The 24,555-nt window shown below is 73.2% G+C and carries 23 protein-coding genes and 1 pseudogene; 13 read left to right on the top strand and 11 right to left on the bottom strand.

Features of this window, described 5'->3' with window-relative positions; translation table 11 throughout:
* Positions 1-254: 254 nt before the first annotated feature.
* Positions 255-1,559 carry an ion channel protein gene (locus ACWENQ_RS18525; protein WP_452415273.1) on the bottom strand — a complete coding sequence of 435 codons (1,305 nt, stop codon included), beginning with the start codon at positions 1,557-1,559 and terminating at the stop codon, positions 255-257.
* A 122-nt stretch (positions 1,560-1,681) separates the two neighbouring features.
* Between ACWENQ_RS18525 and ACWENQ_RS18520 the strand changes: the two genes are divergently transcribed.
* Together ACWENQ_RS18520 and ACWENQ_RS18515 are read left to right on the top strand one after the other, a co-directional pair.
* Entirely contained in the window at positions 1,682-2,125 is a 444-nt protein-coding gene (locus tag ACWENQ_RS18520; RefSeq protein WP_452415271.1) for a DNA-binding protein, read from the top strand.
* A gap of 101 nt (positions 2,126-2,226) precedes the next feature.
* Complete coding sequence (locus ACWENQ_RS18515; RefSeq protein ID WP_452415269.1) at positions 2,227-2,988, top strand: SDR family NAD(P)-dependent oxidoreductase; 762 nt, start codon at positions 2,227-2,229, stop codon at positions 2,986-2,988.
* Between the two features lie 45 nt (positions 2,989-3,033).
* On the opposite strand, the gene ACWENQ_RS18510 is transcribed toward ACWENQ_RS18515, so the two are convergent.
* On the bottom strand, positions 3,034-3,504 hold the full coding sequence (locus tag ACWENQ_RS18510; RefSeq protein ID WP_452415268.1) for a pyridoxamine 5'-phosphate oxidase family protein: 471 nt from the start codon (positions 3,502-3,504) through the stop codon (positions 3,034-3,036).
* A 166-nt stretch (positions 3,505-3,670) separates the two neighbouring features.
* Here ACWENQ_RS18510 and ACWENQ_RS18505 point away from each other — a divergent pair, with 166 nt between their 5' ends.
* A complete protein-coding gene (locus ACWENQ_RS18505) occupies positions 3,671-5,377 on the top strand; it encodes an asparagine synthase-related protein (RefSeq protein WP_452415266.1) in 1,707 nt (568 codons plus the stop codon).
* 124 nt (positions 5,378-5,501) lie between these two features.
* On the opposite strand, the gene ACWENQ_RS18500 is transcribed toward ACWENQ_RS18505, so the two are convergent.
* Complete coding sequence (locus ACWENQ_RS18500; protein WP_449922386.1) at positions 5,502-6,080, bottom strand: TetR/AcrR family transcriptional regulator; 579 nt, start codon at positions 6,078-6,080, stop codon at positions 5,502-5,504.
* Positions 6,081-6,163: 83 nt separating this feature from the next.
* Between ACWENQ_RS18500 and ACWENQ_RS18495 the strand changes: the two genes are divergently transcribed.
* Positions 6,164-6,895: an SDR family NAD(P)-dependent oxidoreductase gene (locus ACWENQ_RS18495; RefSeq protein WP_452415264.1), complete on the top strand. Its 732-nt coding sequence runs from the start codon at positions 6,164-6,166 to the stop codon at positions 6,893-6,895.
* Here the strand turns inward: ACWENQ_RS18495 and ACWENQ_RS18490 are convergent.
* Positions 6,809-7,093: pseudogene (locus tag ACWENQ_RS18490) on the bottom strand (TetR-like C-terminal domain-containing protein); the annotation flags it as partial. The gene ACWENQ_RS18495 and the pseudogene ACWENQ_RS18490 sit on opposite strands and share 87 nt — an antisense overlap.
* Before the next feature lie 55 nt (positions 7,094-7,148).
* Between ACWENQ_RS18490 and ACWENQ_RS18485 the strand changes: the two are divergent.
* Positions 7,149-7,643: an FBP domain-containing protein gene (locus ACWENQ_RS18485; RefSeq protein WP_449922390.1), complete on the top strand. Its 495-nt coding sequence runs from the start codon at positions 7,149-7,151 to the stop codon at positions 7,641-7,643.
* A gap of 12 nt (positions 7,644-7,655) precedes the next feature.
* A complete protein-coding gene (locus ACWENQ_RS18480; RefSeq protein WP_452415263.1) occupies positions 7,656-8,807 on the top strand; it encodes an MFS transporter in 1,152 nt (383 codons plus the stop codon).
* Between the two features lie 16 nt (positions 8,808-8,823).
* Here the strand turns inward: ACWENQ_RS18480 and ACWENQ_RS18475 are convergent, their stop codons facing one another.
* The 3 genes from ACWENQ_RS18475 to ACWENQ_RS18465 are packed head-to-tail and all read right to left on the bottom strand — an operon-like array spanning position 8,824 to position 11,546.
* Entirely contained in the window at positions 8,824-9,057 is a 234-nt protein-coding gene (locus ACWENQ_RS18475) for a hypothetical protein (protein WP_354921242.1), read from the bottom strand.
* A 10-nt stretch (positions 9,058-9,067) separates the two neighbouring features.
* Positions 9,068-9,700, bottom strand: a complete 633-nt coding sequence (locus tag ACWENQ_RS18470; protein ID WP_452415261.1) for a LysE family translocator — start codon at positions 9,698-9,700, stop codon at positions 9,068-9,070.
* A gap of 40 nt (positions 9,701-9,740) precedes the next feature.
* Positions 9,741-11,546, bottom strand: a complete 1,806-nt coding sequence (locus tag ACWENQ_RS18465) for an AMP-binding protein (RefSeq protein WP_452415260.1) — start codon at positions 11,544-11,546, stop codon at positions 9,741-9,743.
* Positions 11,547-11,691: 145 nt separating this feature from the next.
* Between ACWENQ_RS18465 and ACWENQ_RS18460 the strand changes: the two genes are divergently transcribed.
* Together ACWENQ_RS18460 and ACWENQ_RS18455 are read left to right on the top strand one after the other, a co-directional pair.
* Positions 11,692-12,378, top strand: a complete 687-nt coding sequence (locus ACWENQ_RS18460; protein ID WP_452415259.1) for a nucleotidyltransferase domain-containing protein — start codon at positions 11,692-11,694, stop codon at positions 12,376-12,378.
* Complete coding sequence (locus tag ACWENQ_RS18455; RefSeq protein WP_449922821.1) at positions 12,378-13,124, top strand: nucleotidyltransferase domain-containing protein; 747 nt, start codon at positions 12,378-12,380, stop codon at positions 13,122-13,124. The genes ACWENQ_RS18460 and ACWENQ_RS18455 overlap by 1 nt, the downstream gene beginning before the upstream one ends.
* A 16-nt stretch (positions 13,125-13,140) precedes the next feature.
* Here ACWENQ_RS18455 and ACWENQ_RS18450 read toward each other — a convergent pair whose 3' ends face one another.
* Entirely contained in the window at positions 13,141-13,662 is a 522-nt protein-coding gene (locus tag ACWENQ_RS18450; RefSeq protein ID WP_449922399.1) for a hypothetical protein, read from the bottom strand.
* A gap of 136 nt (positions 13,663-13,798) precedes the next feature.
* Here ACWENQ_RS18450 and ACWENQ_RS18445 point away from each other — a divergent pair, with 136 nt between their 5' ends.
* The gene (locus ACWENQ_RS18445; protein ID WP_452415258.1) at positions 13,799-15,214 is read left to right on the top strand and encodes an AAA family ATPase; all 1,416 of its coding nucleotides are present in this window, start codon (positions 13,799-13,801) and stop codon (positions 15,212-15,214) included.
* A gap of 9 nt (positions 15,215-15,223) precedes the next feature.
* Here the strand turns inward: ACWENQ_RS18445 and ACWENQ_RS18440 are convergent, their stop codons facing one another.
* Positions 15,224-16,453 carry a lanthionine synthetase LanC family protein gene (locus tag ACWENQ_RS18440; RefSeq protein WP_452415257.1) on the bottom strand — a complete coding sequence of 410 codons (1,230 nt, stop codon included), beginning with the start codon at positions 16,451-16,453 and terminating at the stop codon, positions 15,224-15,226.
* 74 nt (positions 16,454-16,527) lie between these two features.
* On the opposite strand from ACWENQ_RS18440, the gene ACWENQ_RS18435 reads away from it, so the two are divergent.
* Positions 16,528-16,944 carry a hypothetical protein gene (locus ACWENQ_RS18435; protein WP_452415256.1) on the top strand — a complete coding sequence of 139 codons (417 nt, stop codon included), beginning with the start codon at positions 16,528-16,530 and terminating at the stop codon, positions 16,942-16,944.
* 6 nt (positions 16,945-16,950) lie between these two features.
* On the opposite strand, the gene ACWENQ_RS18430 is transcribed toward ACWENQ_RS18435, so the two are convergent.
* A complete protein-coding gene (locus ACWENQ_RS18430; RefSeq protein WP_449922407.1) occupies positions 16,951-17,772 on the bottom strand; it encodes a class I SAM-dependent methyltransferase in 822 nt (273 codons plus the stop codon).
* A gap of 119 nt (positions 17,773-17,891) precedes the next feature.
* Here ACWENQ_RS18430 and ACWENQ_RS18425 point away from each other — a divergent pair, with 119 nt between their 5' ends.
* The 3 genes from ACWENQ_RS18425 to ACWENQ_RS18415 are packed head-to-tail and all read left to right on the top strand — an operon-like array spanning position 17,892 to position 23,407.
* Positions 17,892-21,656: a Pls/PosA family non-ribosomal peptide synthetase gene (locus ACWENQ_RS18425; RefSeq protein ID WP_452415255.1), complete on the top strand. Its 3,765-nt coding sequence runs from the start codon at positions 17,892-17,894 to the stop codon at positions 21,654-21,656.
* Positions 21,647-22,912 carry a M1 family metallopeptidase gene (locus ACWENQ_RS18420; protein WP_452415253.1) on the top strand — a complete coding sequence of 422 codons (1,266 nt, stop codon included), beginning with the start codon at positions 21,647-21,649 and terminating at the stop codon, positions 22,910-22,912. Before ACWENQ_RS18425 ends, ACWENQ_RS18420 begins: the two co-directional genes overlap by 10 nt.
* 24 nt (positions 22,913-22,936) lie before the next feature.
* Positions 22,937-23,407 carry a DUF6789 family protein gene (locus tag ACWENQ_RS18415; RefSeq protein WP_449922413.1) on the top strand — a complete coding sequence of 157 codons (471 nt, stop codon included), beginning with the start codon at positions 22,937-22,939 and terminating at the stop codon, positions 23,405-23,407.
* An 84-nt stretch (positions 23,408-23,491) separates the two neighbouring features.
* On the opposite strand, the gene ACWENQ_RS18410 is transcribed toward ACWENQ_RS18415, so the two are convergent.
* Positions 23,492-24,526 carry an NAD-dependent epimerase/dehydratase family protein gene (locus ACWENQ_RS18410; RefSeq protein ID WP_449922415.1) on the bottom strand — a complete coding sequence of 345 codons (1,035 nt, stop codon included), beginning with the start codon at positions 24,524-24,526 and terminating at the stop codon, positions 23,492-23,494.
* Positions 24,527-24,555: the final 29 nt, after the last annotated feature.

Raw genomic sequence — 24,555 nt, 5'->3', positions numbered from 1 at the left:
GGGCACCGGGCGGGTTCGCTGCAGGCGCACGCGCTTCGCTGAGAGCGGATGGCGCCCACCGCCATGGACGCCGCCCCGCCCAGGACAGCCGGCGCGGCATCGCGCCGCAGGTGAGGACGAGCGACCTGCGCCGCCCCCTCCCGCCGCCCGGAGTTCGAGCCGGCGCGCCAGGGCTTGCCGTGGGCGGCGGCGCAGATCGGGCAGTGCTCTGCCGAGGTGTGGACGGTCGCCGCGGCTCGCTCCTCGGGGGCGTCCTACGCGGCCCGCTCCTCGATGACCATCTGCGGCCTGCCCGTGACCAGCAGCCACGCCGGCAGCAGCGCCAGGCACAGCACCGGCAGCAGTTGCAGCTCCGCCACGACGGTCGCCGCCATGAACAGGCTCAGCCACCCCTGCTGGGTGACGGCCAGCACCACGCCCAGCAGCCCGGAGGCGATCGCCAGGCTCACCGGGACGGACGGCACCAGCGCGTTGGCCAGCAGGCCGAGAGCCACCCCGGCGAACACCGCCGGGAAGATCCGGCCGCCGATGAACCCCGCCGTGGCGGCGAGCAGCAGCGCGGCCAGCTTCACCACCACGATGAGGGCCAGCCCCGCGGCGGTGTAGGCGGCCGCTTGGGCGGTGAGCTCCTTCATCTCCTCCACGCCCCGGAACAGCGTGATGCGGCCCCCGACGACGCCGAGCACGCCGAGCAGCGCGCCGGCGAGCGTCAGCCGTACGACGGGATGCCTGATCCGGTGCACCAGCCGGTGCGTGTGCGGGAAGGCCAGGACGACGGCCAGCCCGAGCACTGCCCCGACCGAGGCGATCACGGCGGCGGCCAGCAGGTCACCGGCGTGCGGCGAGTACGGCGGCACCTGCACCGACAAGACCGGGGCGGCGAGCATGACGGTGGTGATCGACCCGGCCCCCGCCGCGATCAGCGGGGCGAACAGCCGGTCCCACAGCGGCGTCGGCCGGCCGCCCAGGGTCAGCTCCGACAGGATCAGCGCGGCGGCGACCGGCGTGCCGAACAGCGCGCCGATCGTGCCGGCGGCCGCCAGACCGAGCCAGGTCTGCGCCACGATGCCGGGCAGCAGCCGGCCGCCGATCGCCACGGCCAGGGCGATGTTGGCCGCGGTGACCGGGTTCTCCGGGCCGAGGCTGACGCCGCCGGCCATCGACAGGATGACCCCCACCAGCATGCCCGGGACGACCTTGACCGGCAGCGGCGGCCCGACCAGGCCTTCGGTCGCCGGATCAGGCCCTGTGGGGATCTTCCACACCACCAGGCCCACCATGAGCCCGGTGAACGTCAGGACGGCCAGGGTCCACCACCAGGAGGCGCCGTCCACTTTCAGAGCCGACGGCAGGTGATGCCACAGCGCCTGCTGGAGCAGGTGCTCCACGGCCGTGACGGCCAGCAGGATCGCGCTGCACACCACCCCCACGACCAGGGCGGGCAGCGCCAGCCGCGCCAGCGCCCAGGCCTGGCCGCGCGCCGAGGGCATCGCGGCCGCGCCGGCGGGGCCCTCGGCGCGATCGCCCTGCTCGCCTCCTGAGCCGCCGCACCGCGTCATGAGTGGGAGGGTTCCCGGGCCGGGTCAGGCGCTCGCAAAGGGAGGTGACGACTTGGCTATGCAAACAAGTCGTTCACAATGGTTTGTTGACATCGGATCGTGTCTTCGGCATTCTGATCACCATGTCAGCTGATTCCGGCCAGGCCGCCGACCCGTTCACTCCCCCGCGCCCCGAGCAGGCGCGCGCACACCGCGTCTACGCCTCCCTGCACCGCATCGCCGAACGGCACGCCACCACCGACGCCCAGCGCGGCCGCCAGGTCCACCCCTCGGTCGTCGGCCCGCACGAAGCCGTCAGACTCGTCTCCTTCCTGCTCAGCGGGGCCGCACAGCTCGACGACGGCGAGCCCGAGGTGGACCATGCGGACATCACCGCCGCCCTCACTCTCATCCCGCTGGCGCGCGGGGAGATGGACGAGTTGGAGGCCGGGCTGCTCCAGATGGCGCGCGGACGCGGCATGACCTGGCCGGAGATCGCCTTCGGCCTCGGGCTCGGCACCCCCCAGGCCGCCAGGCAGCGCTACGAGCGGCTGGTCGACCGCACCACCGCCGACGACCCCGCCTGACGGCGTCCCCCCGTGGGCGCTGGAGTCCCTTGTCACGGAACACGCCCACAGGAGGACGCGCCGGCCGACCGGCGGCCGACCGGGTGCTACCGTGTCGCCTCGTGTCCGACTACCTGCGCGAGCTCTTCTCCCTCCACGGCCGAACAGCCCTGGTCACCGGCGGCAGCTCCGGCATCGGCTACGCCGTCGCCGAAGCCCTCGGCCGCGCGGGCGCCGAGGTCACCATCGTCGCCCGCAGGGAACACGAGCTGCGCCGGGCCACCGCCGCACTCCACGACCACGGCGTCAAGGCCTCGTGGATCAGCGCCGACCTCGGCCTGCGCGCCGACGTCGACCGCGTGTGCGCGCAGGCGGGCGCCATCGACATCCTGGTCAACGACGCGGCCAGCAACATCCGCAAGCCCATGGCCGAGCTCACCGACGCCGACTACGAGCAGACCATCGCCGTCAACCTCACCGCCCCCTACCTGCTGGGCCAGCACTTCTCCCGGCACATGGTCGAGCAGGGCTGGGGCCGGATCATCAACATCGGCTCCCAGCAGACGATCAGCGCCTTCGGCGACAGCGGCGTCTACGGCGTCGCCAAGGCGGGCATCGCCGGCCTGACCCGCTCCCAGGCCGAGGCGTGGTCACGGTACGGCGTGCGGGTGAACACGATCATCCCGGGGTTCGTGCTGACCCCGCTCACCGAGCCCGCCCAGGCGATCCCCGGACGGACCGAGGAGCTCGCCGCCCGCCACATGGTCGGCCGCAACGGCGTGCCCGCCGACTTCGCGGGCGCGGCAGTCTTCCTGGCCGGCGACGCCGTCGGCTTCGTCACCGGCCAGAGCCTCTACGTCGACGGCGGTTTCTCCGTGCACTGACCCGAGCCCGGGTCACCATCCCGGCGCCTTTACAAAGTAGATTCGCTACTGGCGTTTCACCTGCCGGACGCCGCGGCCCTCGTGCCACATGTCGATCACCAGCTGATCGCCCTCCACCCTGGTCCACACCACCTCCCTCACCTCGACCCGGAACAGGTGCGGCCCCTCACCCGGCATCTTGAACCCGGCCACCACCTCGGGATCGGTGACCTCGGCCGCCCTGCCCGACAGCTTCGCGTCACCCGCCCAGGCGGACGGATCCGCCTCCTCCTGCGGCGACGGACACGCGTGCAGCGCCAACCGCGGATCGCGCCGCAGGTCGAGCGCCTTCATCGCGCCCGGCATCGACCCCAGCCACAGCTCCCCGTCCCTGAAGTCGACCTCCGTGCCGCTGATGCGCGGCGAGCCGTCCTTCCTGATGGTGGCCAGCGTCTTGTGCTTGTGGGCGTCGAACAGCGCCCGCACCGTCGCCGCCAGGCCGGGCGCCTGTCTCTCGAATTCCTGCCACGAACTCATGCCGACCATCGTGCACCCCGCCGCCGACAGTTCGGGGCGGCCTGCCCCGGCGCGCAGAACCCCGGCCCGCATCGGCCCGCCCTCGCCACCGGCTCGGACATCCGGGTGCGAAAGCAGAACGCCGCATCGGCGGATACCTAGAAAGGCATCAACTTCCGGGGGCATCATGAGGGTCTTTCTTGTCGTGGCCGGGAAGCCGCACCAGCGCGAGGCCGTACGGCAGGCCGTCCAGCGGGCCAAGGACGCGATCGGCGCGGCCTTCCCCGTCAGGCCGGAGCGCGTCCGCGCCACCGAGTGGCAGGCTTCGCACGGCGGCGTCCACCTGCTGGCCTGGACCAACGAGCCGGACTGGGCGCCGATCGCGACCCCCGACGGCGTCACCGCGGTCGCGGGCCACCACCCGGGCGACCCTCGCACGCTGGACGGCCCCGCGGCCGGCGAGCCGGGCTGCTTCGCCCTCTTCCGGGCCGGCGAGCACGGGTTCAGCGCCTCGACGTCGCTCGCCCCCGCCGACCCGGTCTACTACGCCCAGACGGGCGAGCTCCACGTGGCAGGCAACCGGGCCCTGCTGGTACGGCTGGCCGCCTTCGGCGAGGTCCGCCACGACGTGCCCGCCTTGCAGTCGGTCGCCCGCCAGGGCTACTTCCTGTCGGAGGAGACGCCCTACGCCGGCGTCCGGTCGCTGCCGCCCGCCTCCCTGCTGGTCGCGGGCGAGCGACTGACCGTCACCACCGACCCGCTGCCCGAGGGCGAGAGCCGTACCGGGACGCAGCGGGTCGCCGCCGGGATGCTCGCGGCGGTGGAGCCGCTGCTGCAGACACCCGACCCGGTACGGCTGACGCTCACCGGCGGCAGGGACAGCCGCCTGGTCGCGGCCCTGCTGCACGCGGCGGGGATCCCGTTCCACGCGGTCACCTCCGGCTTCGACGACCACCCCGACGTGGTGGTGGCCCGCCAGGTGGCCGCGGCGCTCGGCATCGAGCACGAGGTGCAGGCCCCGTCGCTGACGCCGCGCAGCGAGCTGCGGGTGGCCCATCCCGCCGACCGCGTCCAGAACGTGCTGCGGGTGTGCGAGGGCATGCTGTCGGCCTACGAGAACATCACCGGCGACGGCCCCTACAGCCGGCGCCCTTCGCTGGGCGGGCACAACGGGGAGATCCTGCGCGGCGGCTACCTGTCGGGCATGGAGGAGGCCACGCCGGAGGCGGTGCGGCGCAGGACCCAGTCGCTGTTCCTGGCCCACCGCGCCCTGTTCACCGACGCGGCCAACGCCCACGCCGAGGAGCTGGCCTGGCGCTCGGACACCCTGCACGTGCCCGACCACCTGTATCTGCGCTTCCGGGTGGGCCGCTGGCACGCTGCCTCCCGCGCGGCCATGCTGCGCAGGGGGACGCCCGTGCAGCCGTTCCTGGACAACCGGGTGGTCGCCGCCGCGCTCGCGCTCGATCCGGGGTTCCGGCGTTCGGAGCGCCTGGTCCACAAGCTGATCAAGATGTTCGCGCCGGCGCTGGCGGCGGTGCCGCTGGAGGGAGGGCAGTGGCGCTTCAGGTCCGAAGGGCGCCTCGCCCGGCTGTGGAGCAGGGCGCAGCGGCTGCCGTCCAGGCAGGCCAAGCCGTGGAACTGGCGTGCCGAACCGGGCGAGGAGATCGCCAGGGAACTGGAGCGGACGATCATGTCGTCGTCCGGTCTCGGCCAGATCGTGCGGCTGGACAAGGTGCCCGCGCTGTTCGAGGGCGGCAGGCTCACCAAGGCGCCGCTCGTCTGGCACCTGTACACGGTGGCGAGCCTGCTGGCCACCGACCCCACCCGGCCGCTGCCCCCCTCCCGCGAGATGCTGCACGTGCGGGCCCAGCGGCCCCGGGCGGCGCTGTGAGGCCGGTACGCGCCGGTGCGCGGGTTTCCGCGGGCACCTGCGCCGTCCGACACGGTGACGGTCAGGCCGCGCAGGTGCCCGATCAGGCCACCCAGGTGCCCAGTCAAGTCGAGCAGGCGGCCGGTCAGGTCGTGAAGGCGGCCAGCAGGTCGTCCAGCCCGGCCTTCACCCGCTCGGCCGTCACCCCGCACGCCCGCAGCCGGTGGGCCAGCAGCGGCGCGGCCAGCGGCGCCAGCAGCGCGTCGGCCAGCACGTAGCCGTCGGCACCCGGCCTGGCCTGCGCGATGAGCATCGACAGGTGGGTGTGGTGGGCGGCGTACGCGCCGCCGAACCTGGCCAGCGGCGCCGCTGTCTCCGCCATCAGCAGCAGGTCCAGCTGCTCCACCGTCCTGTCGGTCAGGCCGTGCAGGAACGCGCGGATCCGCTCCGGCGGGGCGGCGCCGGGCCCGAGCGGCGGCGGCCCCTCGAGGAACGCCTCCTGGAACTCCCGCTCGCGCTCGTCGATCAGCGCGTACGCCAGCCCTGAGCGGTCGCCGAAGCGCCGGTAGAGCGTGCCGACGCCCACCCCAGCCGCCGCGGCCACCTCCGCCATGGACAGCCCTTCGACGCCCTTCGCGGCCACGATGCCGGCGGCGGCGGTGAGGATCTTGACCCGGTTGCGAGCGGCGTCGACCCGCTCGCGCCGGTTGGCGACGGCGTTCACGATCACAGGCTACTGGACCCCTTGCAACCGGAACCCGTTCCGCTTTACTCTCAACCGGAACAGGTTCCGGATAAGGAGAACTCATGCCGCACAGAGTCGCGCTCGTCACCGGAGGAAGCCGGGGCATCGGCGCCGCCATCGCCGAGAGGCTGGCCGCCGACGGCGCCGACGTGGTCGTCACCTACGCCCGCTCGGCCGAGCGGGCCGCCGCCGTCGTCCGGCGCGTCGAGGCCACCGGGCGCCGCGGGCTGGCCCTGCAGGCGGCGGCCACCGACGCCGCCCAGCTGGTCGCGGCCGTCGACCGTACGGTCACCGCCTTCGGCCGCCTCGACGTCCTGGTCAACAACGCCGGCATCGCCCCGTTCGGCCCGCTGGAGCAGGTAACGCTGGAGGAGGTCGACACCACGATGGCCGTCCACGCGCGCGCCGCGTTCGTCCTGGCCCAGGCCGCCGCCAGGCACATGGGAAGCGGCGGGCGGATCATCAGCATCGGCAGCAGCCTGGCCGAGCGGGTGCCCTACCCCGGATGGACGCTCTACGCGATGAGCAAGTCCGCGCTGATCGGCCTGACCAAGGGGCTGGCCAGGGACCTGGGCCCGCGCGGCATCACCGTCAACCTCGTCCACCCAGGCTCGACCGACACCGAGATGAACCCGGCCGACAGCCCCGAGGCCGAGCAGGAGCGCGCGTACACCGCGCTGGGCCGCTACTGCGACCCCCGCGACATCGCCGCGACGGTCGCCCATCTGGCGGGCGAAGGCGGCAGGAACATCACCGGCGCCGCCGTCACCGTCGACGCGGGCACCACCGCCTGAACCGCCTGAGCGGCCGCGCAGCTTCGCACAGGTGGTCCTGAAGACGCGCTGGTGCGCCGGCGAGTCGGCGACCAGTTCGGCCGGCAACTGGATCTGCCCGGCCGCATAGCGCCCCGGGTGGGCCAGCGAGAAGTCGCGGTAGGCGCGGGCGAAGGCGACCAGCGCCAGCCGCTCCGCCGTCAGCCCCGCACGCCCCATCTGAACCCCTAAAAGGTTTTGCCTAATGATCCTAGGAAAATGTACCGTTCGACGCATGAAACAGCTCACCGAACAGGCCATTCGCGCGTCGTTCGTCAATTGTTCCAAAGGCGAGGCCAAGCGCCTGGCCGTTCCACGTGATCTCACCGACCGGCCGTGGGAGGACCTGGACTTCCTCGGCTGGCGCGACCCCGGCGCGCCCGAGCGCAGCTACATCGTGGCCGAGCACGACGGCGGGCTCGTCGGCGTGGCGCTCAGGCTTCCCACCCAGCAGCGCGGGTTCCTGCAGCGCAGCATGTGCTCGTTGTGCCTGACGACGCACCCCGGCACGGGCGTCTCGCTGATGACGGCGCGCAGGGCCGGCGAGGCGGGACGGCAGAACAACTCCGTCGGCGTCCACATCTGCGCCGACCTGGCCTGTTCGCTGTACGTGCGCGGCCTGAAGAGCCCCGACCCGGGCGGCAGGATGGAGGAGTCGCTGTCGATGGAGGAGCAGATCGAGCGCACCCGCGGCAAGCTCGCGGACTTCGTCGCCAAGGTGCTCGTCTGACAGACTCGCAACGTGATCGCACGCCGGGCCAGGATCGCCGTCTGCTTCTCCTTCGCCCTGCTCGGCATCGTCTCAGGGGTGTGGGCCGCCCGCATCCCGACCGTCAAGCAGTCGCTGCACCTCAGTGACGGACAGCTCAGCCTGGCCCTGCTCGCCGTCGCCGTCGGCCTGGTCGTCGGGATGCAGTTCGCGGGACGGCTGACCGACCGCCTCGGCAGCGCCAGGGTCGTCGCCCCCGCGGGGGCGGCCTGCGCCCTGGCGATGATCCCCGCCGGCTTCGCCCCCGGCCTCGCCGTCCTCGTCGGCACCCTGTTCGTGTGGGGCCTGCTCAACGCCTCGCTCGACGTGTCCATGAACACCCACGCGGTCGAGGTCGAGCGCGCCTACGGCCGGCCGCTGATGTCCTCCTTCCACGGCATGTACAGCGCGGGCGGGCTGCTCGGCGCCGCGGCCGGCGCGCTGTCGGCGTGGCTGGGGCTGTCCCCCGGCCTCACCTTCACCGCGGTCACCGTCCCCCTGGCGGCTCTCGCGGTCCTGGTGAGGTCCTGGCTGCTGCCGTCCGCGCCCGGCCGCCAAGACCGGCGCAGGGTCGGGCGGGCGGGGTTCGGGTGGCACGGCCGGGTGGTGTTCATGGGCGCGATGGCCTTCGCCGGGCTGCTCGGCGAAGGATCGGCGGGCGACTGGAGCGCCGTCTACCTGCACGAGGAGCTCGGCGCGGCGACCGCTCTCGCGGCCATCGCGTTCGCGGCCTTCTCCACCGCCATGACGCTGGGCCGCTTCGCCGGCGACCGGCTCGCGCTGTGGTGCGGCCCCGTCGCGCTGGTGCGCTGGTCGGGCCTGCTGGCCGCGTCGGGGCTCGGCCTCGCGCTGCTGGTGGCCGCGCCGGTCGCGGCGATCGCCGGGTTCGGCCTGTTCGGCCTGGGTCTGGCCACCATGGTGCCGCAGGTGTTCTCCGCGGCCGGCAACCACGACCCCGCGCGGGCCGGGGCGGCGATCGCCCAGGTCGCGACGCTCGGCTACGCCGGCCTCATGCTCGGGCCGGTGATCATCGGCGGCGTCGCCGAGTTGGCCGGGCTGCCGCTCGCGCTGGCGATACCGGTCGCCTGCTGCCTGTTCATGTCGGCGTCGGCGGTGTCACTCCGCCCTCGGCCCTTTACAAAGTAGATTCGAGCCCGGGTGGCTACGCCCCTCCGCCGAGCAGGCCCCGCCCGCCGTGCTTCTTGTGGACGGCCTGCTTGGTCACGCCGACCGCCTCGGCGATCACCGACCAGGCCAGCCCCTTGTTGCGGGCCCTGCGCACCTGGACCGCCTCCATGCGCTCGATCTCGCGGCGCAGCGCCGCGGTGGCCCGCAGCGCCAGGAGCGGATCGTCGTCCTCCGTCTGCCGCACCAGGGTGGCCAGGTCGTCCGTCATACCGACCACGCTATCTGGCCTCGGCCACCAGCCGCACGCCCAGCGCGATCAGTACCACGCCGGAGACCTGCTCCAGGCGGCGCCGTACGGCGGGCCGCCCCAGCACCGCCCTGGCCTTGGCCACCGCCCAGATGACGGCTCCGTACCAGAGGGTGTCGACCAGCACCCACACCACGGCGAGCGTGACCAGCGTCAGCGGCACGTCCTGCCCCTCCGGCACGAACTGCGGCAGGAACGACATCGCGAACACCGCCGCCTTCGGGTTGGCCAGGCACGTGCCGAACCCCGCCAGATAGGACCTGCGCCACCCGTCGACGGCCTTGACCCCGGTGACCTCCCCGGCGAGGTCACCGGGAAGGTCACCCGGGTGCTTGCGGCGCAGCGAATGCACGCCCATCCAGATCAGGACCGCCGCGCCGGCCAGGCGCATGACGTCGTAGGCCAGCTCGGAGGCCAGCACGAGCGCCGACAGGCCGAAGGCGGCGGCCAGCGCCCACAGCAGGATGCCCGTCTCGTTGCCGAGCGTGGCCGCCAGCCCCGAGCCCCTGCCCGACCTGATCGTCTGGCGCAGGATGACCGCGGTGCTCACCCCCGGCACCATCGCCACGAGGACGCACGCTCCGATGAAAGCGATCAGATACATGTCCCGATCCTGACGTCGCCGCTCCGGGACGGCAACGCCTTTACCGGCCGAGCACCCCGGCGATCTCCTCCAGCACGACCGGGTCCTCGATCGTCGAGGGCACCGGGTAGTCGTCGCCCGCGGCGATGGCCCGCATGGTGCCGCGCAGGATCTTGCCCGACCGCGTCTTGGGCAGCCGGGCCACGACCACCGCCCTGCGGAAGGCGGCCACCGGGCCGATCCGCTGTCTGATGAGGGCGACCAGCTCGGCCTCCACCTCGTGCTCGGGCCGGTTCACCCCCGCCTTGAGCACCACCAGACCGAGCGGCAGCTGACCCTTCAGCTCGTCGGCGACGCCGATCACCGCGCACTCGGCCACGTCGGGGTGCGCGGAGATGACCTCTTCCATCGCCCCCGTCGACAGCCGGTGGCCGGCCACGTTGATGACGTCGTCGGTGCGGCCCATGACGAACAGGTAGCCGTCGTCGTCGATGTAGCCGCCGTCGCCGGTCAGGTAGTAGCCGGGGAAGCGCGACAGGTAGGCGGCGTGGAAGCGCTCGTCGTCGCGGTAGAGGGTGGGCAGGCAGCCCGGCGGCAGCGGCAGCTTGATCACCACGGCGCCCTCGACGCCCGGCGGGCACTCGCGTCCGGCGGGGTCGAGGATGCGCACGTCGAAGCCGGGAACGGGCTTGGTGGGCGAGCCCGGCTTGATCGGCAGGGTCTCGATGCCGACGCAGTTGGCGGCCACCGGCCAGCCGGTCTCGGTCTGCCACCAGTGATCGATCACCGGTACATCCAGCAGGCCGGTGGCCCAGTGGTAGGTGTCGGGGTCCAGCCGCTCGCCGGCGAGGAACAGATGGCGCAGGTTGTGCTTGCGCAGGTAGGCCCCTTCCGGGTCCTCCTTCTTGATGGCGCGGATCGCGGTGGGCGCGGTGAACAGCGTGCGCACGTCGTGCTCGGCGACCACGCGCCAGAACGCCCCCGGGTCGGGGGTGCCGACCGGCTTGCCCTCGTACAGCACGCTGGTGCATCCGGCCAGCAGCGGCCCGTAGACGATGTAGGAGTGGCCGACCACCCAGCCGACGTCGGAGGCGGCCCAGAAGACCTCGCCGGGGGCCGCCCCGTAGATGTGGGACATGCTCCAGTGCAGCGCGACGGCGTGGCCGCCGTTGTCGCGCAGCACCCCCTTGGGCGCGCCGGTGGTGCCGGAGGTGTAGAGGACGTAGAGCGGGTCGGTCGCCGCGACGCTCACGCAACCGGCAGGCTCGCTGTCGAAACCGGCCCAGTCGTGCCAGCCTCGGCCCAGCTCGGCGGGATGCTCGGGCCGCTGCAGGACGACGACGGCGTCGGGCCGGTGGGCGGCCTGCTCCAGCGCCGCCTCCAGCAGCGGCGCGTACGGCACGACCCTGCTGACCTCGATCCCGCACGAGGCGCTGAGCACGACCTTGGGCCTGGCGTGGTCGATGCGGACGGCCAGCTCGGCCGCGGCGAACCCGCCGAACACCACCGAGTGGACGGCGCCGAGCCTGGCGCAGGCCAGCATCGCGACGGCCGCCTCCGGCACCATCGGCATGTAGACGACGACCGTGTCACCCTTGCCCACCCCCAGCTCGCGCAGCATGCCCGCGGCCTTGGCCACCTCGTCGCGCAACCCGGCGTAGGTGTAGGTGCGTTTGACCCCGGTGACGGGACTGTCGTAGATGAGCGCGGCCTGCTCGCCCCGGCCGGCGGCCACGTGCCGGTCGAGGGCGTTGAAGCAGGTGTTGAGCCGCCCGTCGGGGAACCAGCGCCCGTCGGCGAAGACGGTGCGCGGTTCGACGTCCCAGGTGATCGCGCGGGCGGCGGCGCCCCAGTCGAGCTCGCTCACCCATCGATCAGATCAGGGCGGGGCGGGCAGGCGCAACCCTCCGGGGCCTGTCGGCGGGACGGGGCCGTATCCCGGGCGACACCAGCCGAGACCGGGCGATAGGGTGCACGATCAAGATTTTCCGTGCCCGGCGAGGAGGTGCCCCTTGGACGACGACACCGCTGCGGGCCGCGGGCCGGGGGAGCTGGGCGGGGACGACCTGATCCTGTCGGTGATCGTCGGGTCGCGGGCCTACGGGCTCCACACCACGGCCTCCGACACCGACAGAAGGGGCGTTTTCGTGGCGCCCACCGAGGCGTTCTGGCGGCTGGACAAGCCGCCCACCCACCGTGACGGGCCGCTGGCCGAGCAGTTCTCGTGGGAGGTGGAGCGGTTCTGCGGGCTGGCGCTGGAGGCCAACCCCACGGTGCTGGAGACGCTGTGGTCGCCGCTGGCCGAGGTGGTCACCCCGATGGGCCGGCGGCTGCTGGACCTGCGCGGGGCGTTCCTGTCGCGCCGGGCCCACGCCACGTTCGCGCGGTACGCCGACGCGCAGTTCCGCCGGCTCGACCCGGCCGCCCCCAGGTGGAAGCAGGCCATGCACATGATCAGGCTGCTGTTGAGCGGCATCCACCTGGTCGAGCACGGCTCGCCGCTGGTCGACATGAGCGCCCACCGCCGGCGGCTGCTCGACGTGCGCGACGGCCGGATGTCGTGGGAGGAGCTGTCGGAGTGGCGCGCCGCGCTGATGTCCGCCTTCGAGCGGGCGGCGCCGCACAGCGTGCTGCCCGCCGCGGCCGACCGCGCGACGGTCGAGGAGTTCCTGGTCGAGGTGCGGAGGGCCGGCCTGTGATGCTTCCTTCCTGGCTGGCCGAGGTGGCCGGCGAGCAGCCGTACCCGCTGGCGTTCGCGACGGTCAGCGGCGCCCACCTGTACGGGTTCCCCTCGGCCGACTCCGACGTCGACCTGCGCGGCGTGCACGTGCTGCCGGTCGAGCAGGTCGTCGGGCTGCGGGTCGGCCGGGAGACCATCGACAGGTCGTGGACCCGTTCGGGGGTCGAGGTCGACCTGGTCACGCACGACCTGGTGAAGTTCTGCGGGCTGCTGCTGCGGCGCAACGGGTACGTGCTGGAGCAGCTGCTGTCCCCGCTGGTGGTGCTCTCCTCGCCGGTGCACGAGGAGTTGGTCGCGCTCGCCCCGGCGTGCGTGACCCGCAACCACGCCCACCACTACCTGGGGTTCGCGCGCACCCAGTGGCGGCTGTTCGGCAGGACCGGCGAGCTCAAGCCGCTGCTGTACACCTTCAGGGTCCTGGCCACCGGCATCCACCTGATGCGGACCGGAACGCTGGAGACGGACCTGACCAGGCTGCTGGAGTACGGCCCCGCCTACCTGCCCGAGCTGGTGGCGGCCAAGCGGGAGGCCGAGCACGGGCCCGCGCCGGCGCTGGCGTCGGCCGCCGACGACGTGGCGCGGATGACGGCGCGCCTGGAGCGTGAACGCGAGGCCTCGCGCCTGCCCGAGGCGGCCACGGCGGGCGAGGCCCTGCACGACCTGGTGGTGCGGGCGCGGCTCGCCGGTCTGTCGCCGCGAGCCTGACGCTCCTGGCCGGTCCCTAGTTGACGCAGTCCTGGTCGGTGAGCACCAGGCCCATCTCGTAGATCTTGTCGTCGGACAGCAGGAAGTAGTAGGAGGCCTTCGGGTTGCCGGGGACCTTGACGACGGGGAAGCCGCTGGCGGCCCGCTTCAGCTTGGGGTAGGCCGCCTTCAGCTGCTTGCCGGTCGAGCCGAGGCCGATGCCCTGGGGCGTCGTGACCCCTTCGGGCGCGAAGATCACGGCCACGCCCAGCTTCTTGGAGATGTAGAGCCCGACCCGGTCCTGGCCGGACGGGTGCGCCTTCAGGTCCCAGCCCGAGCAGCTGCCACCCCGCGTCTTGGGCACGATCGCCCCCGTGGCCCTGGCCTCCTTGGCGCTCATCCCCAGCCGGACGCCGCCGAAGCCGGACGGGCCCAGCTTCTCCCCCGCGCGCAGGGCCGGCTCGGCGGTGGCGGCAGGCGCCGCCGCCAGCAGCACCCCGCCGGCGAGCGCGGCGACCAGCAGCGAGCGGCCCAGCCTCGTGGCAACCGTGTGCGTCATGGTGATCCTCCGTCGTCATGAGTCCTTTTCCCGGTTTGATGACCACATCGCGCATCTGGTTCACGCGGGCGCCGATGTGATCGGGTGAGTACGGGCTACTCATGCCATGCCGGCGGGAGCCTGCGACAGTGTGCGGGTGACTGATCTCGATCACCGCGCCGCCCAGGCGCTCGCCGTGAGCCTCGCCAAGGTCTACGACGCCGTGTCCACCAGGATCGTCGAGGACAACGCCGCCTCCCCGCTGGTCGCCAGGGTGACCGGGCATCTGGGCTGCTCGCTGTCGGAGGCGGTCGTGGTGGAGGCGAAGTACCGCCTGTGGGAGCACGCCGGGCTGCAGGCCGGCACGGACCGCTATCTGGCCGCCCGTTCCCCCGGTGCCGAGTGGTTCGGCGTGATGGGCGGCGAACGCCGTTGGGAGAGCGTCATCAACATGCTGCTCTACGCCCTGCGCGACGGCAGCCGCCTGCTCGGCAGGCCCGACTACGGCAGCGCCCCGGTCGGGCCCGCCGAGAGCATGGAGGTGGTCCAGCTCGGCATGGTGGCCAGCCGGGCGCCGGACGGCACGCCCGTGGTGCTGGTGGTCACCAGCGTCGACGACTACCAGGGGCACTCGATGCTGACCGTCCTGTCCTCCTCCAGGACCGCCGCCTCGGCCACGCGCGACGAGATCGAACGGCTCAAGCGCCGGCACGACCCGTTCAGGGGCCAGGTGATGAGCTTCGGCTTCAGCGAGCACAAGGAGAACGAGCTGCTCACCTTCCTGCCCAGGCCGGAGCTGGCGGCCGAGGAGGTGGTGCTGCCGGAGGGGCGCCTCGCCGCGGTCGAGGACCACGTCGTCGGCATCGCGGCGGTGAAGGAGCAGCTGATCGAGGCCGGGCAGCACCTGCGCAGGGGCCTGCTCCTGTACGGCCCGCCCGGCACCGGCAAGACCCACACCGTGCGCTACCTGGTGGGCAGGCTGCGCGAGCACACCGCGATCCTGATGTCGGGCCCCGGGATGCGCCACCTCGATTACGCCGTCGCGCTGGCCCGCAAGCTGCAGCCGTCCATCGTGGTGATCGAGGACGTCGACCTGATCGCCGAGGACCGCAGCCACTTCGAGACCTCGCCGCTGCTGTTCTCGCTGCTGGATGCGATGGACGGCATCACCGGCGACGCCGACGTGTCGTTCGTGCTGACCACCAACAGGGTCGAGACGCTGGAGAAGGCGCTGGTGCAGCGGCCCGGCCGGGTGGATCTGGCGGTGGAGGTGCCACCGCCGTCCGGGGCCGACAGGGAGCGGCTGATCCGCCTGTACGCCAGGAACCGGCCGGTCGAGGCGGACGTCGCCAATGTGGTCGCGGCGACCGAGGGCGTGACGGCGGCCTTCGTCAAGGAGTTGCTGCGCCGGGTGATCCTGCTGGCGATCAGGTCGGGCGAGCACGCGCTGACCGACACGCACTTCGACGCCGCCTTCGCGGCGATGTCGGGCGACGAGCAGGCGCTGACCCGCTCCCTGCTCGGCGCGGGAGGCGACGGGCGGCAGGCCAGGACCGCCTCGCGGTTCTGCTGACCGCCCACGTCAGGACAGCCCCGACCACACCGTCAGCGGGAAGGGGTTGTCCGGCAGCAGGATGAGCCTGCGGCTGTCGCCGCGCTCGGCCGCGTCCAGGTGCAGCAGCGCCGCGCCGATGCCGGCCGCGCCCACCATGTAGCCGGTGTCGGCGGTGATCTCGGCGGGCCGCAGCCTGCGGTAGGCCTGCCACCACCGGCCTTCGCGCGCCGCGCCGACCAGGTGCTCGCCCAGGGTCAGGGCGAAGGCCCGGTACGCCTGCTCGCCGGTGGCCGCCCACAGCCCGACGAACAGTTCCAGCAGCCCGGCCGCGCCGCAGCACTGGCACATGACCTCCCAGAACCCAGGAGTGCGCCGGTACGGCACGCCGCTGGAGAGGATGCCGTGAGCCAGGCGCTCCACCCAGTCGTCGTCGCCCAGTTCGTGGAACATCCTGGCCACGCCCGCCGAGCCGGAGCAGAAGCCGAGGTAGTGCAGGTGGCGGCCCTGCGGGAGGTGGTGGGGCACCAGCGCGCACGAGCCGTTGACCTCGCTGATCGCCTTGACGAAGCCGGCGCCTCTGGCGGCCGCGTCGTGGAAGCGCCGGTCGCCGGTCACCGCGTGGAGGCGGGCCAGGAGGAAGGCGGTGCCGGCCGTACCGGACAGGAAGCCGGGGGTGACGGCGTCGACGGGCAGGTCGGCGGGCGGCTCGGCGCCGAAGCGGTGGCCCGGCACGGGCAGGTCGGCGACGCGCAGGCCCGCCTCGACGGCGACGCGCTCGTAGGCGGGCTCGCCGAGCAGGGCGGAGGCGTGCAGCAGGGTGAGGATGATGCCGCCGTCGCCGCGCTGGCACGGATCGCCCGTCCAGGCGGGGCCGGCGGCGGCCAGCCGGTCGGCGGCGCGCGCGGCGGCGACGGTGAAGGCGTCGTCGATGGCCCAGCCCGCCTCGGCCAGCGCGAACACCACGCCGGCCAGGCCGTCGTGGAAGGTGGGGTCGCGCTGCTCGGGCCAGACGGCGGCCAGGTAGCGGGCGCCCTCGGCGGCGTCCTCCAGGTAGGAGTCGTCGCCGGTGGCGGCGGCCAGCTCGAGGAAGAACAGCACGATGCCGGCCGCGCCCGAGTAGAGCGAGGCGGGCCGGTGCGGAAGCGCGGCGCGTTCGCCTGCGTGCCAGTGGCGGCCCCGGGCGTCGTCGACGGCGCACGCGCGGATCCACTGCGCGGCCGCGACGGCGGCCTGCACAGGGGCCTCGATCGGGCTCATGACCATCAGTCTCCCACCGCACCTAATAACCCGCAAACCCAATAGGTTTAATGTGGTTTAGTACAGTGTGGGCGATGACGAACGATGACATGTGCACCGCCTGCCTGGGCTCGGCGCAGGAGGAGATCGTGCCCGGCGTGACCCGCGCGTGCCGGGCGTGCGCGGGGACCGGGCGCCGCCGCGAGCAGCTGATCTGGCAGCTGGCCCATCTCGAGGCCGAGCAGCTCATCACGCTGCCCGTCGTCCGCGACCTCGTACGGCAGGCGCGCGGCCCCTTCCACCTGTCGCAGGTCGCCGACACCGTCAGGGCGATGCTCGACCTGCCCGCCGGACGCCTGCCCGTGGGTCCGCGGGTGCGCGACCTGCTCCTGGAGCTGGAGGCCGCGGGCGAGATCGTGATGGTGTCGGCCCCCGACGAGCTCGTCGACGGCACCGAGGTGGTGCTGCATCGCGACCCGGCCTGGGAAAGGGCCCGCACGCTGGGCGTCTAACGCCGTTCACGCACGGCAGACGAGCTCGCCGTGCAGGATCGAGATCCAGCCGTCGGCCGAGTCCGCCCATGCGCGCCAGCCGTCCGAGATCCGCCGCAGGTCGGCCTCGGTGGCCGCGCCCGACGCCAGCGCCTGGCGCGCCATGTCGGAGCGCAGGATTCGCTCCGCCCACATCCCGCCCCACCAGCGCCGGTCCTCCTCGGTGGAGAAGCACCAGGTGGAGGAGGTGGCGGTGATGTCGGTGAAACCGGCCGCGCGGGCCCACGACAGCAGCCGCCGCCCGGCGTCGGGTTCGCCGCCGTTGGCCCTGGCGACCCGCTGGTAGAGCTCCATCCAGGAATCCAGCTCCGGCAGTCTCGGATACCAGGCGAAGGCGGCGTAGTCGCTGTCGCGGACCGCGACGTATCCACCCGGCTTGGTGACGCGCCGCATCTCGCGCAGGGCCTGGACCGGGTCGCCGACATGCTGCAGCACCTGGTGGGCGTGGACGACGCAGAAGGTGTCGTCGGGATGGTCGAGCGCGTGCACGTCGGCGACGGCGAAGTCGACGTTGGTCAGGCCGCGCGCCGTCACCTCCGCCCTGGCCAGCTCCAGCGCCTCGGTGGAGACCTCCGAGACGGTCAGGTGGCCAACCAGGGCGGCCAGGTCCGCGCTGATGGTGCCGGGCCCGGCGCCGACGTCGAGGACCTTCATGTGCGGCTTCAGATGCGGCAGCAGGTAGGCGGCCGAGTTCTCTGCGGTGCGCCAGCGGTGGGAGCGCAGCACCGACTCATGGTGACCGTGGGTGTAGACGGCGTTCATGGTGTCGCACACTATCGGTATTCCCATATTCCGAGAACATATGTCTCATATCACGAGACAGTGTCGGGAGAAGCCTCATGGACCAGGGAATAGCGCAGCACAATGCCACGTTGCGTCCTGTTGCCGTCGATCTCAGGAGTTGCGCCTTGTTACTGTCCGTGGTCGCCCAGCAGGAGCTCGCCACCCGCGCCGTCTACGCCGCGGGCCGCTCGGCGCCGCCGCCGCGCACCCTGCTCGACATCCTCGACACCACGACGGCGGCCCACCCCGACGCGCCCGCGCTCGACGACGGGGAGGTCTCGGTGACCTACCGCGAGCTCGGCGCGCGCGTGGCGCGGCTGGCCGGCGAGCTGGCCGAGGCGGGGGTACGGCGCGGCGACAGGGTGGGCGTGCGGGTGCCGTCGGGCACGATCGACCTCTACGTCACGATCCTGGCCGTCCTGACCGCGGGCGCGGCCTACGTGCCGGTGGACGCCGACGATCCCGACGAGCGGGCCGAGCTGGTCTTCTCCGAGGCGGACGTGCGCGCGGTCGTCACCGACAAGATCACCGTGTTCGGCGAGCCCGCCTCAGGAGCGCGGGGCGGCAGGCCGACGATCGACGACGACGCGTGGATCATCTTCACCTCGGGCTCGACAGGCAAACCCAAGGGTGTGGCGGTCACCCATCGCAACGCCGCCGCCTTCGTCGACGCCGAAGCCGGCCTGTTCCTCGCCGACCGCCCGCTCGGCCCGGGCGACCGCGTGCTGGCCGGTCTGTCGGTGGCCTTCGACGCCTCCTGCGAGGAGATGTGGCTGGCCTGGCGGCACGGCGCGTGCCTGGTCGCCGCCCCGAGATCGCTGGTGCGCACCGGCATGGACCTCGGCCCGTGGCTGGTCGCCCACGGCATCACCGTCGTCTCGACGGTGCCGACGCTGGCGGCCCTGTGGCCGGCCGAGACGCTCGACGAGGTCCGCCTGCTCATCTTCGGCGGCGAGGCCTGCCCTCCCGAACTGGCGGCACGGCTGGCCGTGCCGGGCAGGCAGGTCTGGAACACCTACGGCCCCACCGAGGCCACGGTCGTGGCGAGCGCCGCGCTGATGACCGGCGAGGGCCCGGTCAGGATCGGGCTGCCGCTGGACGGCTGGGACCTGGCGGTCGTCGACGAGCGGGGCGAGCCCGTCCCGATGGGCGGCATCGGCGAACTGATCATCGGCGGGGTCGGCCTGGCCCGCTACCTGGACCCCGTCAAGGACGCCGAGAAGTACGCGCCGCTGCCCAGCCTGGGCTGGGAGCGCGCCTACCGCAGCGGCGACCTCGTGCGTGCCGAACCCGAGGGGCTGGTCTTCGCCGGTCGCGCCGACGAGCAGGTCAAGCTGGGCGGGCGGCGCATCGAACTCGGCGAGGTGGACGCGGCCCTTCAGGCGTTGCCGGGCGTGGCGGGCGCGGCCGCGGCCGTGCGCGGCCAGCTCCTGGTCGGCTACCTCGTCGTGGCGGACGGCTTCGACCCGGCCGAGGCCAGGGACCTGCTGCAAGACCGGCTGCCCGCAGCGCTCGTACCCAGGCTGGCGATCGTCGACGACCTGCCGACCCGGACCTCCGGCAAGATCGACCGTGACGCGCTGCCGTGGCCGCTGCCCCGGCAGCAGGCGCAGCGCGGCTGGGCGGCCGAGCAGTGGGCGGCCGTGCTGGGCGTGGCGCCCGAGGGTCCCGAGAGCGACTTCTTCACCGAGGGCGGCGGCAGCCTGGCCGCGGCCCGGCTGGTGTCGGCGCTGCGCGTCCGCCATCCCGCGGTGACCGTCGCCGACCTCTACGAGCACTCGACGTTCGGCGCGCTCGTGGCGTTGCTGGGCGACGAGGAGCCGCAGGAGGCCCAGGGCCCGGCGCGCGAGATCGCACCGATGCCGGTGCGCGCCTCGCTGGCGCAGGCGGCGCTCATGGTGCCACTGATGACCGTGACGGGCTTGCGCTTCCTGGTCGTGGTGGCGGCGCTGGCCAACCTGCTGTGGACGCCGGTGCTGTCGTGGTGGTGGGTCGCGGCGGGCGCGCTGGTGCTCCTGTCGCCGCCGGGCCGGCTCGTGCTGTCGGCGGCCGTCGCCCGGCTGGTGCTGCGCGGCCTCACGCCGGGGCGCTATCCGCGTGGCGGGGCCGTCCACGTCAGGTTGTGGTTCGCCGAGCAGTTCGCGGCCAGGCTGGGGCTGCCCGACCTGGGCAGCGCGCCGCTGATGTCGTGGTACGCCAGGCTGCTGGGCGCGCAGGTCGGCGCGGACGCCGACCTGCACTCGGCGCCGCCGGTCACCGGCATGCTCAGGATCGGCAGGGGCGCCTCCGTCGAGCCCGAGGTCGACCTGAGCGGGGTGTGGTACGACGGCGACCAGGTGCGCGTGGGCGAGATCAGGATCGGCGCCGGCGCGTCGGTGGGCTCCCGCTCGACGCTGCTGCCAGGCACCAAGATCGGCAAGCACGCGCAGGTCGCGCCCGGCTCGGCCGTCAGGGGCGCGGTCCCCGCAGGCACGCGGTGGGCGGGCGTGCCCGCCACCAGGCAGGGCAAGGCCCGCAAAGTCGAGGAGCGGCCGCCCAGGTCGCGATTCTGGGTGGGCGTGTACGCGCTGACGGCCGTGGCGCTGAGCCTGCTGCCCGCACTCGGGGTCGGCGCCGGGCTGGCGGTGCTGACGGCCGCCGGCACGATGTGGGCGCTACCCGTGGCGACGGTCGCGGGGATGGCGGCTTACGCGCTGGTGACGCTGGTGGGTGTGCGGCTGCTGGCGATCTGCCTGCACCCGGGCCGGTACCCCGTGCACAGCCGTCCCGCCTGGCAGGCGTGGGCGACCGGCAGGCTGATGGCCGCCGCCAGGGTGTGGCTGTTCCCGCTGTATGCCAGCATCCTGACCCCGGGATGGCTGCGCGCCCTCGGCATGAGGGTGGGCCGCGACGCCGAGCTGTCCACGGTGCTCGCGCTGCCGTCCATGACCTCGGTCGGCGACGGTGCGTTCCTGGCCGACGACACCATGGTCGCCCCCTACGAGCTGGACGGCGGGTGGATGCGCATCGCCGAGGCCCGCATCGGCAAGCGCGCCTTCCTCGGCAACTCCGGCATGACCGCGGCGGGCCGCAAGGTGCCCAAGGACGGCCTGGTCGGCGTGCTGTCGGCGACGCCGAAGAAGGCCAAGTCGGGCTCGTCCTACCTGGGCATGCCGCCGGTGAAGCTGCGCCGTACCAGCCAGGAGGGCGACCGCAGCCGCACCTACGACCCGCCCGCGCGGCTCAAGGCCGCCCGCGCGCTGGTCGAGCTGTGCCGCCTGCTGCCCGCCACCTGCACGACCGCGCTGGCCGCGCTGAGCGCGGGCGCCCTGCTGTGGATCGCCTCGCGGTACGGCATGGCCGCCGCGGCCCTGCTGAGCGGCGTGGTGCTCCTGGTGGCGGGCGTCGTGGCCGCCTCGGTGGCGAGCCTGGCCAAGTGGGCGCTGCTGGGCCGGATCACCGCCGGCGACCGGCCGCTGTGGAGCTCGTTCGTGTGGCGCAACGAGCTGGCGGACAACTTCGTCGAGGTGCTGGCCGCGCCGTGGTTCGCCGACCCGTGGCTGGGCACCGCGCCGTTGAACGTGTGGTTGCGCTCGCTCGGGGCGCGCATCGGCCGCGGCGTCTCCTGCCACACCTACTGGCTGCCCGAAGCCGACCTGGTGAGCCTCGGCGACGGCGCGTGCGTCAACCGCGGCTGCGTGCTGCAGACGCACCTGTTCCACGATCGCGTCATGAGCATCGACACCGTCGAGCTGGGCGCGGGCGCTACACTCGGCCCTCACGGGGTCGTGCTGCCCGCCGCCACGATCGGCGCGCACGCCACGGTCGGCCCCGCCTCACTGGTGATGCGGGGAGAGAACGTGCCCGAGGGGACGCGCTGGTTCGGCAACCCCATCTCGCCATGGCGGTGACCCCCTACTTCCCCGGGCACGGCGATCCGCGCTTCGGCGTCACGCACTACGACCTCGACCTGCGCTACCGCGTCTCGACGAACTGGCTGGCCGGCCTGGCCACGCTGTCGGTCGAGGCCGCGGAGCCGGTCACCGAACTGGCGCTCGATCTGGGCCCGTTCACGGTGAACGCGGTCAAGGTCGACGGCGTCCGCGTCCGCCACGCCCACCGGGCGGGCAAGCTGAGAGTGCCGCTCGGCCGGGTACGCCAGGGCGGGACGGCGTTCGGCGTCGAGGTCTCCTACGCGGGCAAGCCACGGCCGGTCTCCAGCCCGTTCGGCGGCGTGGGCTGGGAGGAGCTGACCGACGGCGCGCTGGTGGCCAGCCAGCCGATCGGCGCGCCGTCGTGGTTCCCGTGCAACGACAGGCCCGGCGACAAGGCCACCTACACCATGACGGTGACGACGGCCTCGCCGTACCAGGTGCTGACCAACGGCGCGCTGGTGCTCAAGCGGCGCTCGGGCGGCGACACGACCTGGGTCTTCTCCCGCACCGACCCGATGGCCACGTATCTGGCCAGCGTGCAGATCGGCCGCTACCAGCTCGGTGACGGGCTGGCCTGCCCCGCCAGGCTCACCGCCCGCGCCAGGAACGACTTCGGCCGTCAGGGCGAGATGCTGGCACTGTTCAGCGACAGGTTCGGCCCCTACCCGTTCGACGGCTACACCGCGGTCGTCGCCGACGACGACCTGGAGATCCCGATCGAGGCGCAGGGCATGTCGATCTTCGGCCGTAACCATGTCGACGGCAGGCGCGGCTTCGAGCGGCTGGTGGCGCACGAGCTGGCTCACCAGTGGTTCGGCAACAGCCTGACGATCGGGAGCTGGAGCGACATCTGGCTGCACGAGGGCTTCGCCGCCTACGCCGAGTGGCTGTGGTCGGAGGCTTCGGGCGGCGAGCCCGCCTCCGCGCACGCCAGGCGCTGGCACCAGCACCTGGCCGTCATGCCGCAGGACTTCACGCTCGCCGACCCAGGCCCGCGCCACCTGTTCGACGACCGCGTCTACAAGCGGGGGGCGCTCACGGTGCACCGGCTGCGCGAGGAGATGGGCGATCCGGCGTTCTTCGGGATGGTGCGCGCGTGGACCTCCGAGCACCGTCACGGCACCGTCACGACCGAGGCGTTCGTGGCCCACGCGCAGCGCCACACCTCCCGCTCGCTCGAGCCGGTGTTCTCCGGCTGGCTGTACGGCAGGACGCTCCCCCGTTTCCGCTGAGCCGGCCAGGGCAGGCGGCACTCCATGATGAGCCAACTGGTCAGAGGTGCGTTCGCCGGGACGACCGCCACGACGGCGATGAGCGCGGTCATGCTCGCCGGCGACAAGGTGGGGCTGATGCGCGAGCACCCGCCCAAGCACATCACTCGCGCGCTGCTGCCCGGCCATCCGCACCGGCCCAAGCCGGGCGAGAAGCCGATGGCGGTGCTGGCCCACTACGCCTTCGGCGCCGGCGCGGGCGCGCTGCTGGCGCTCGTGACCCGTGGCAGGGGGGCGCCGCTGCCGGTCGGCGTGGCCTACGGGCTGGCGATCTGGCTGGCCAGCTACGAGGGCTGGGTGCCGTCGCTGACCCGGCTGCCGCCCGCCCATCGCGACCAGCCCGGCCGGCAGCTGGTGATGGCGCTCGGTCATGTCGTGTTCGGCTCGGTGCTGGCCGCGTCCCTGCGCCACCGGAACCGCCGGGCGCAGGAACAGGAGACGCCGCCGGCGCCGTGAGACCCCGGCCATGGCTGCGGGGCCCACGGGCTTCGGGGATCTCCTGGGGATCTCTTGAGGGTCTCCTGGGGGTCTACTCGGGGGTCACGGCCTGGCGCCGACCCCGGTCGTGAACTCCGTGCGCAGGTGGCCGGGCGCCAGGGGCGGGGTGTCCATGCCCTCGCCCTCCGCCAGGCCGTCGAGCATCTCGCGCATCGCCTGCGTGGCGCCGTACGCCGGCTGCCAGCCCAGCTCGGTGCGCGCCCGGGTGGTGTCCATGATGGGCAGGTTGAGCGCCATCTCCAGCAGGCCGGGGCTGGCGGGGATGAGACGGGCGTGCCAGCCGGCCGCCACCGCGGTCCTGGCCAGCCACGGCGACATCGGCACCAGGCGGGCACCGAACAGCCCGGCCAGCTCGGGAGGGCCGAGGACGGGTTCGGCGGCGAGGTTGAACGCCCCGGAGACGTCGGAGACGATGGCCAGCCGGTAGGCCTGGGCGGCGTCGGCCGCGTGCAGCGCCTGCACCCGCAGGCCCGGGATGTCGGGGATGAGAGGCGCGCGGCGCATCATCCGGCCGGGCACGAACGGCCCGCCGAACAGCCGCCGCTGCTCGCTGGCCGCCTCCTTCTTGAAGATGAACGCCGGACGCATCCTGACGACCCTGATGTCCGGGTGGTCGCGCTCGAACACGTCGAGGACGCGCTCGACGTAGGCCTTCTCCCTGCCGTAGGCGGCGCGGGGCCAGCCGTGGGTGGGCCACGACTCGTCCACGGCGTCCTCCTTGGGGCCGGGCGAGTAGGCGCCGACGGAGGAGGCGTGGACCAGGGTGGGCACCCTGGCCTGGGCGACGGAGCGGAAGACCGACATGCTGCCCAGGACGTTGGCCCGCCAGGTGGTGAGCGGGTCACGGGTCGGCTGGAACAGCCACGCCAGGTGCACGACCGCGTCCGCGCCCTCGAACACCGCGGTCAGGTCCTCCTCGGCCACGTCGGCGGCACGCCAGAAGGTCTTGGGCCCCGGGCTCCAGCGGGGGCGGCGGCGCGCGACGCCGACGATGGAGGTGACGAGGGGTTCGGCCTCGAGTGCCTGCAGGACGCTGGTGCCGACGTTGCCCGTCGCGCCGACCACGATGACTCTCATGAACCGCGACTGCCCCGGCGCCAAGGGAT

It is taken from the genome of Nonomuraea sp. NPDC004354 (genome assembly GCF_053602555.1).
Note: the sequence above shows the minus strand (reverse complement) of the source record. Positions and strands in the feature narration are given on the sequence as shown.

Bases quoted from the DNA above. Each gene is read 5' to 3' on its own strand.
- ACWENQ_RS18435 (WP_452415256.1), top strand. From the start codon at position 16,528: ATGACGAACGATGACATGTGCACCGCCTGCCTGGGCTCGGCGCAGGAG.
- ACWENQ_RS18430 (WP_449922407.1), bottom strand. From the start codon at position 17,772: ATGGGAATACCGATAGTGTGCGACACCATGAACGCCGTCTACACCCAC.
- ACWENQ_RS18450 (WP_449922399.1), bottom strand. From the start codon at position 13,662: ATGACGCACACGGTTGCCACGAGGCTGGGCCGCTCGCTGCTGGTCGCC.
- ACWENQ_RS18420 (WP_452415253.1), top strand. From the start codon at position 21,647: ATGGCGGTGACCCCCTACTTCCCCGGGCACGGCGATCCGCGCTTCGGC.
- ACWENQ_RS18505 (WP_452415266.1), top strand. From the start codon at position 3,671: ATGAGGGTCTTTCTTGTCGTGGCCGGGAAGCCGCACCAGCGCGAGGCC.
- ACWENQ_RS18475 (WP_354921242.1), bottom strand. From the start codon at position 9,057: ATGACGGACGACCTGGCCACCCTGGTGCGGCAGACGGAGGACGACGAT.
- ACWENQ_RS18495 (WP_452415264.1), top strand. From the start codon at position 6,164: ATGCCGCACAGAGTCGCGCTCGTCACCGGAGGAAGCCGGGGCATCGGC.
- ACWENQ_RS18510 (WP_452415268.1), bottom strand. From the start codon at position 3,504: ATGAGTTCGTGGCAGGAATTCGAGAGACAGGCGCCCGGCCTGGCGGCG.
- ACWENQ_RS18485 (WP_449922390.1), top strand. From the start codon at position 7,149: ATGAAACAGCTCACCGAACAGGCCATTCGCGCGTCGTTCGTCAATTGT.
- ACWENQ_RS18520 (WP_452415271.1), top strand. From the start codon at position 1,682: ATGTCAGCTGATTCCGGCCAGGCCGCCGACCCGTTCACTCCCCCGCGC.
- ACWENQ_RS18525 (WP_452415273.1), bottom strand. From the start codon at position 1,559: ATGACGCGGTGCGGCGGCTCAGGAGGCGAGCAGGGCGATCGCGCCGAG.
- ACWENQ_RS18440 (WP_452415257.1), bottom strand. From the start codon at position 16,453: ATGAGCCCGATCGAGGCCCCTGTGCAGGCCGCCGTCGCGGCCGCGCAG.
- ACWENQ_RS18410 (WP_449922415.1), bottom strand. From the start codon at position 24,526: ATGAGAGTCATCGTGGTCGGCGCGACGGGCAACGTCGGCACCAGCGTC.
- ACWENQ_RS18415 (WP_449922413.1), top strand. From the start codon at position 22,937: ATGATGAGCCAACTGGTCAGAGGTGCGTTCGCCGGGACGACCGCCACG.
- ACWENQ_RS18470 (WP_452415261.1), bottom strand. From the start codon at position 9,700: ATGTATCTGATCGCTTTCATCGGAGCGTGCGTCCTCGTGGCGATGGTG.
- ACWENQ_RS18455 (WP_449922821.1), top strand. From the start codon at position 12,378: ATGCTTCCTTCCTGGCTGGCCGAGGTGGCCGGCGAGCAGCCGTACCCG.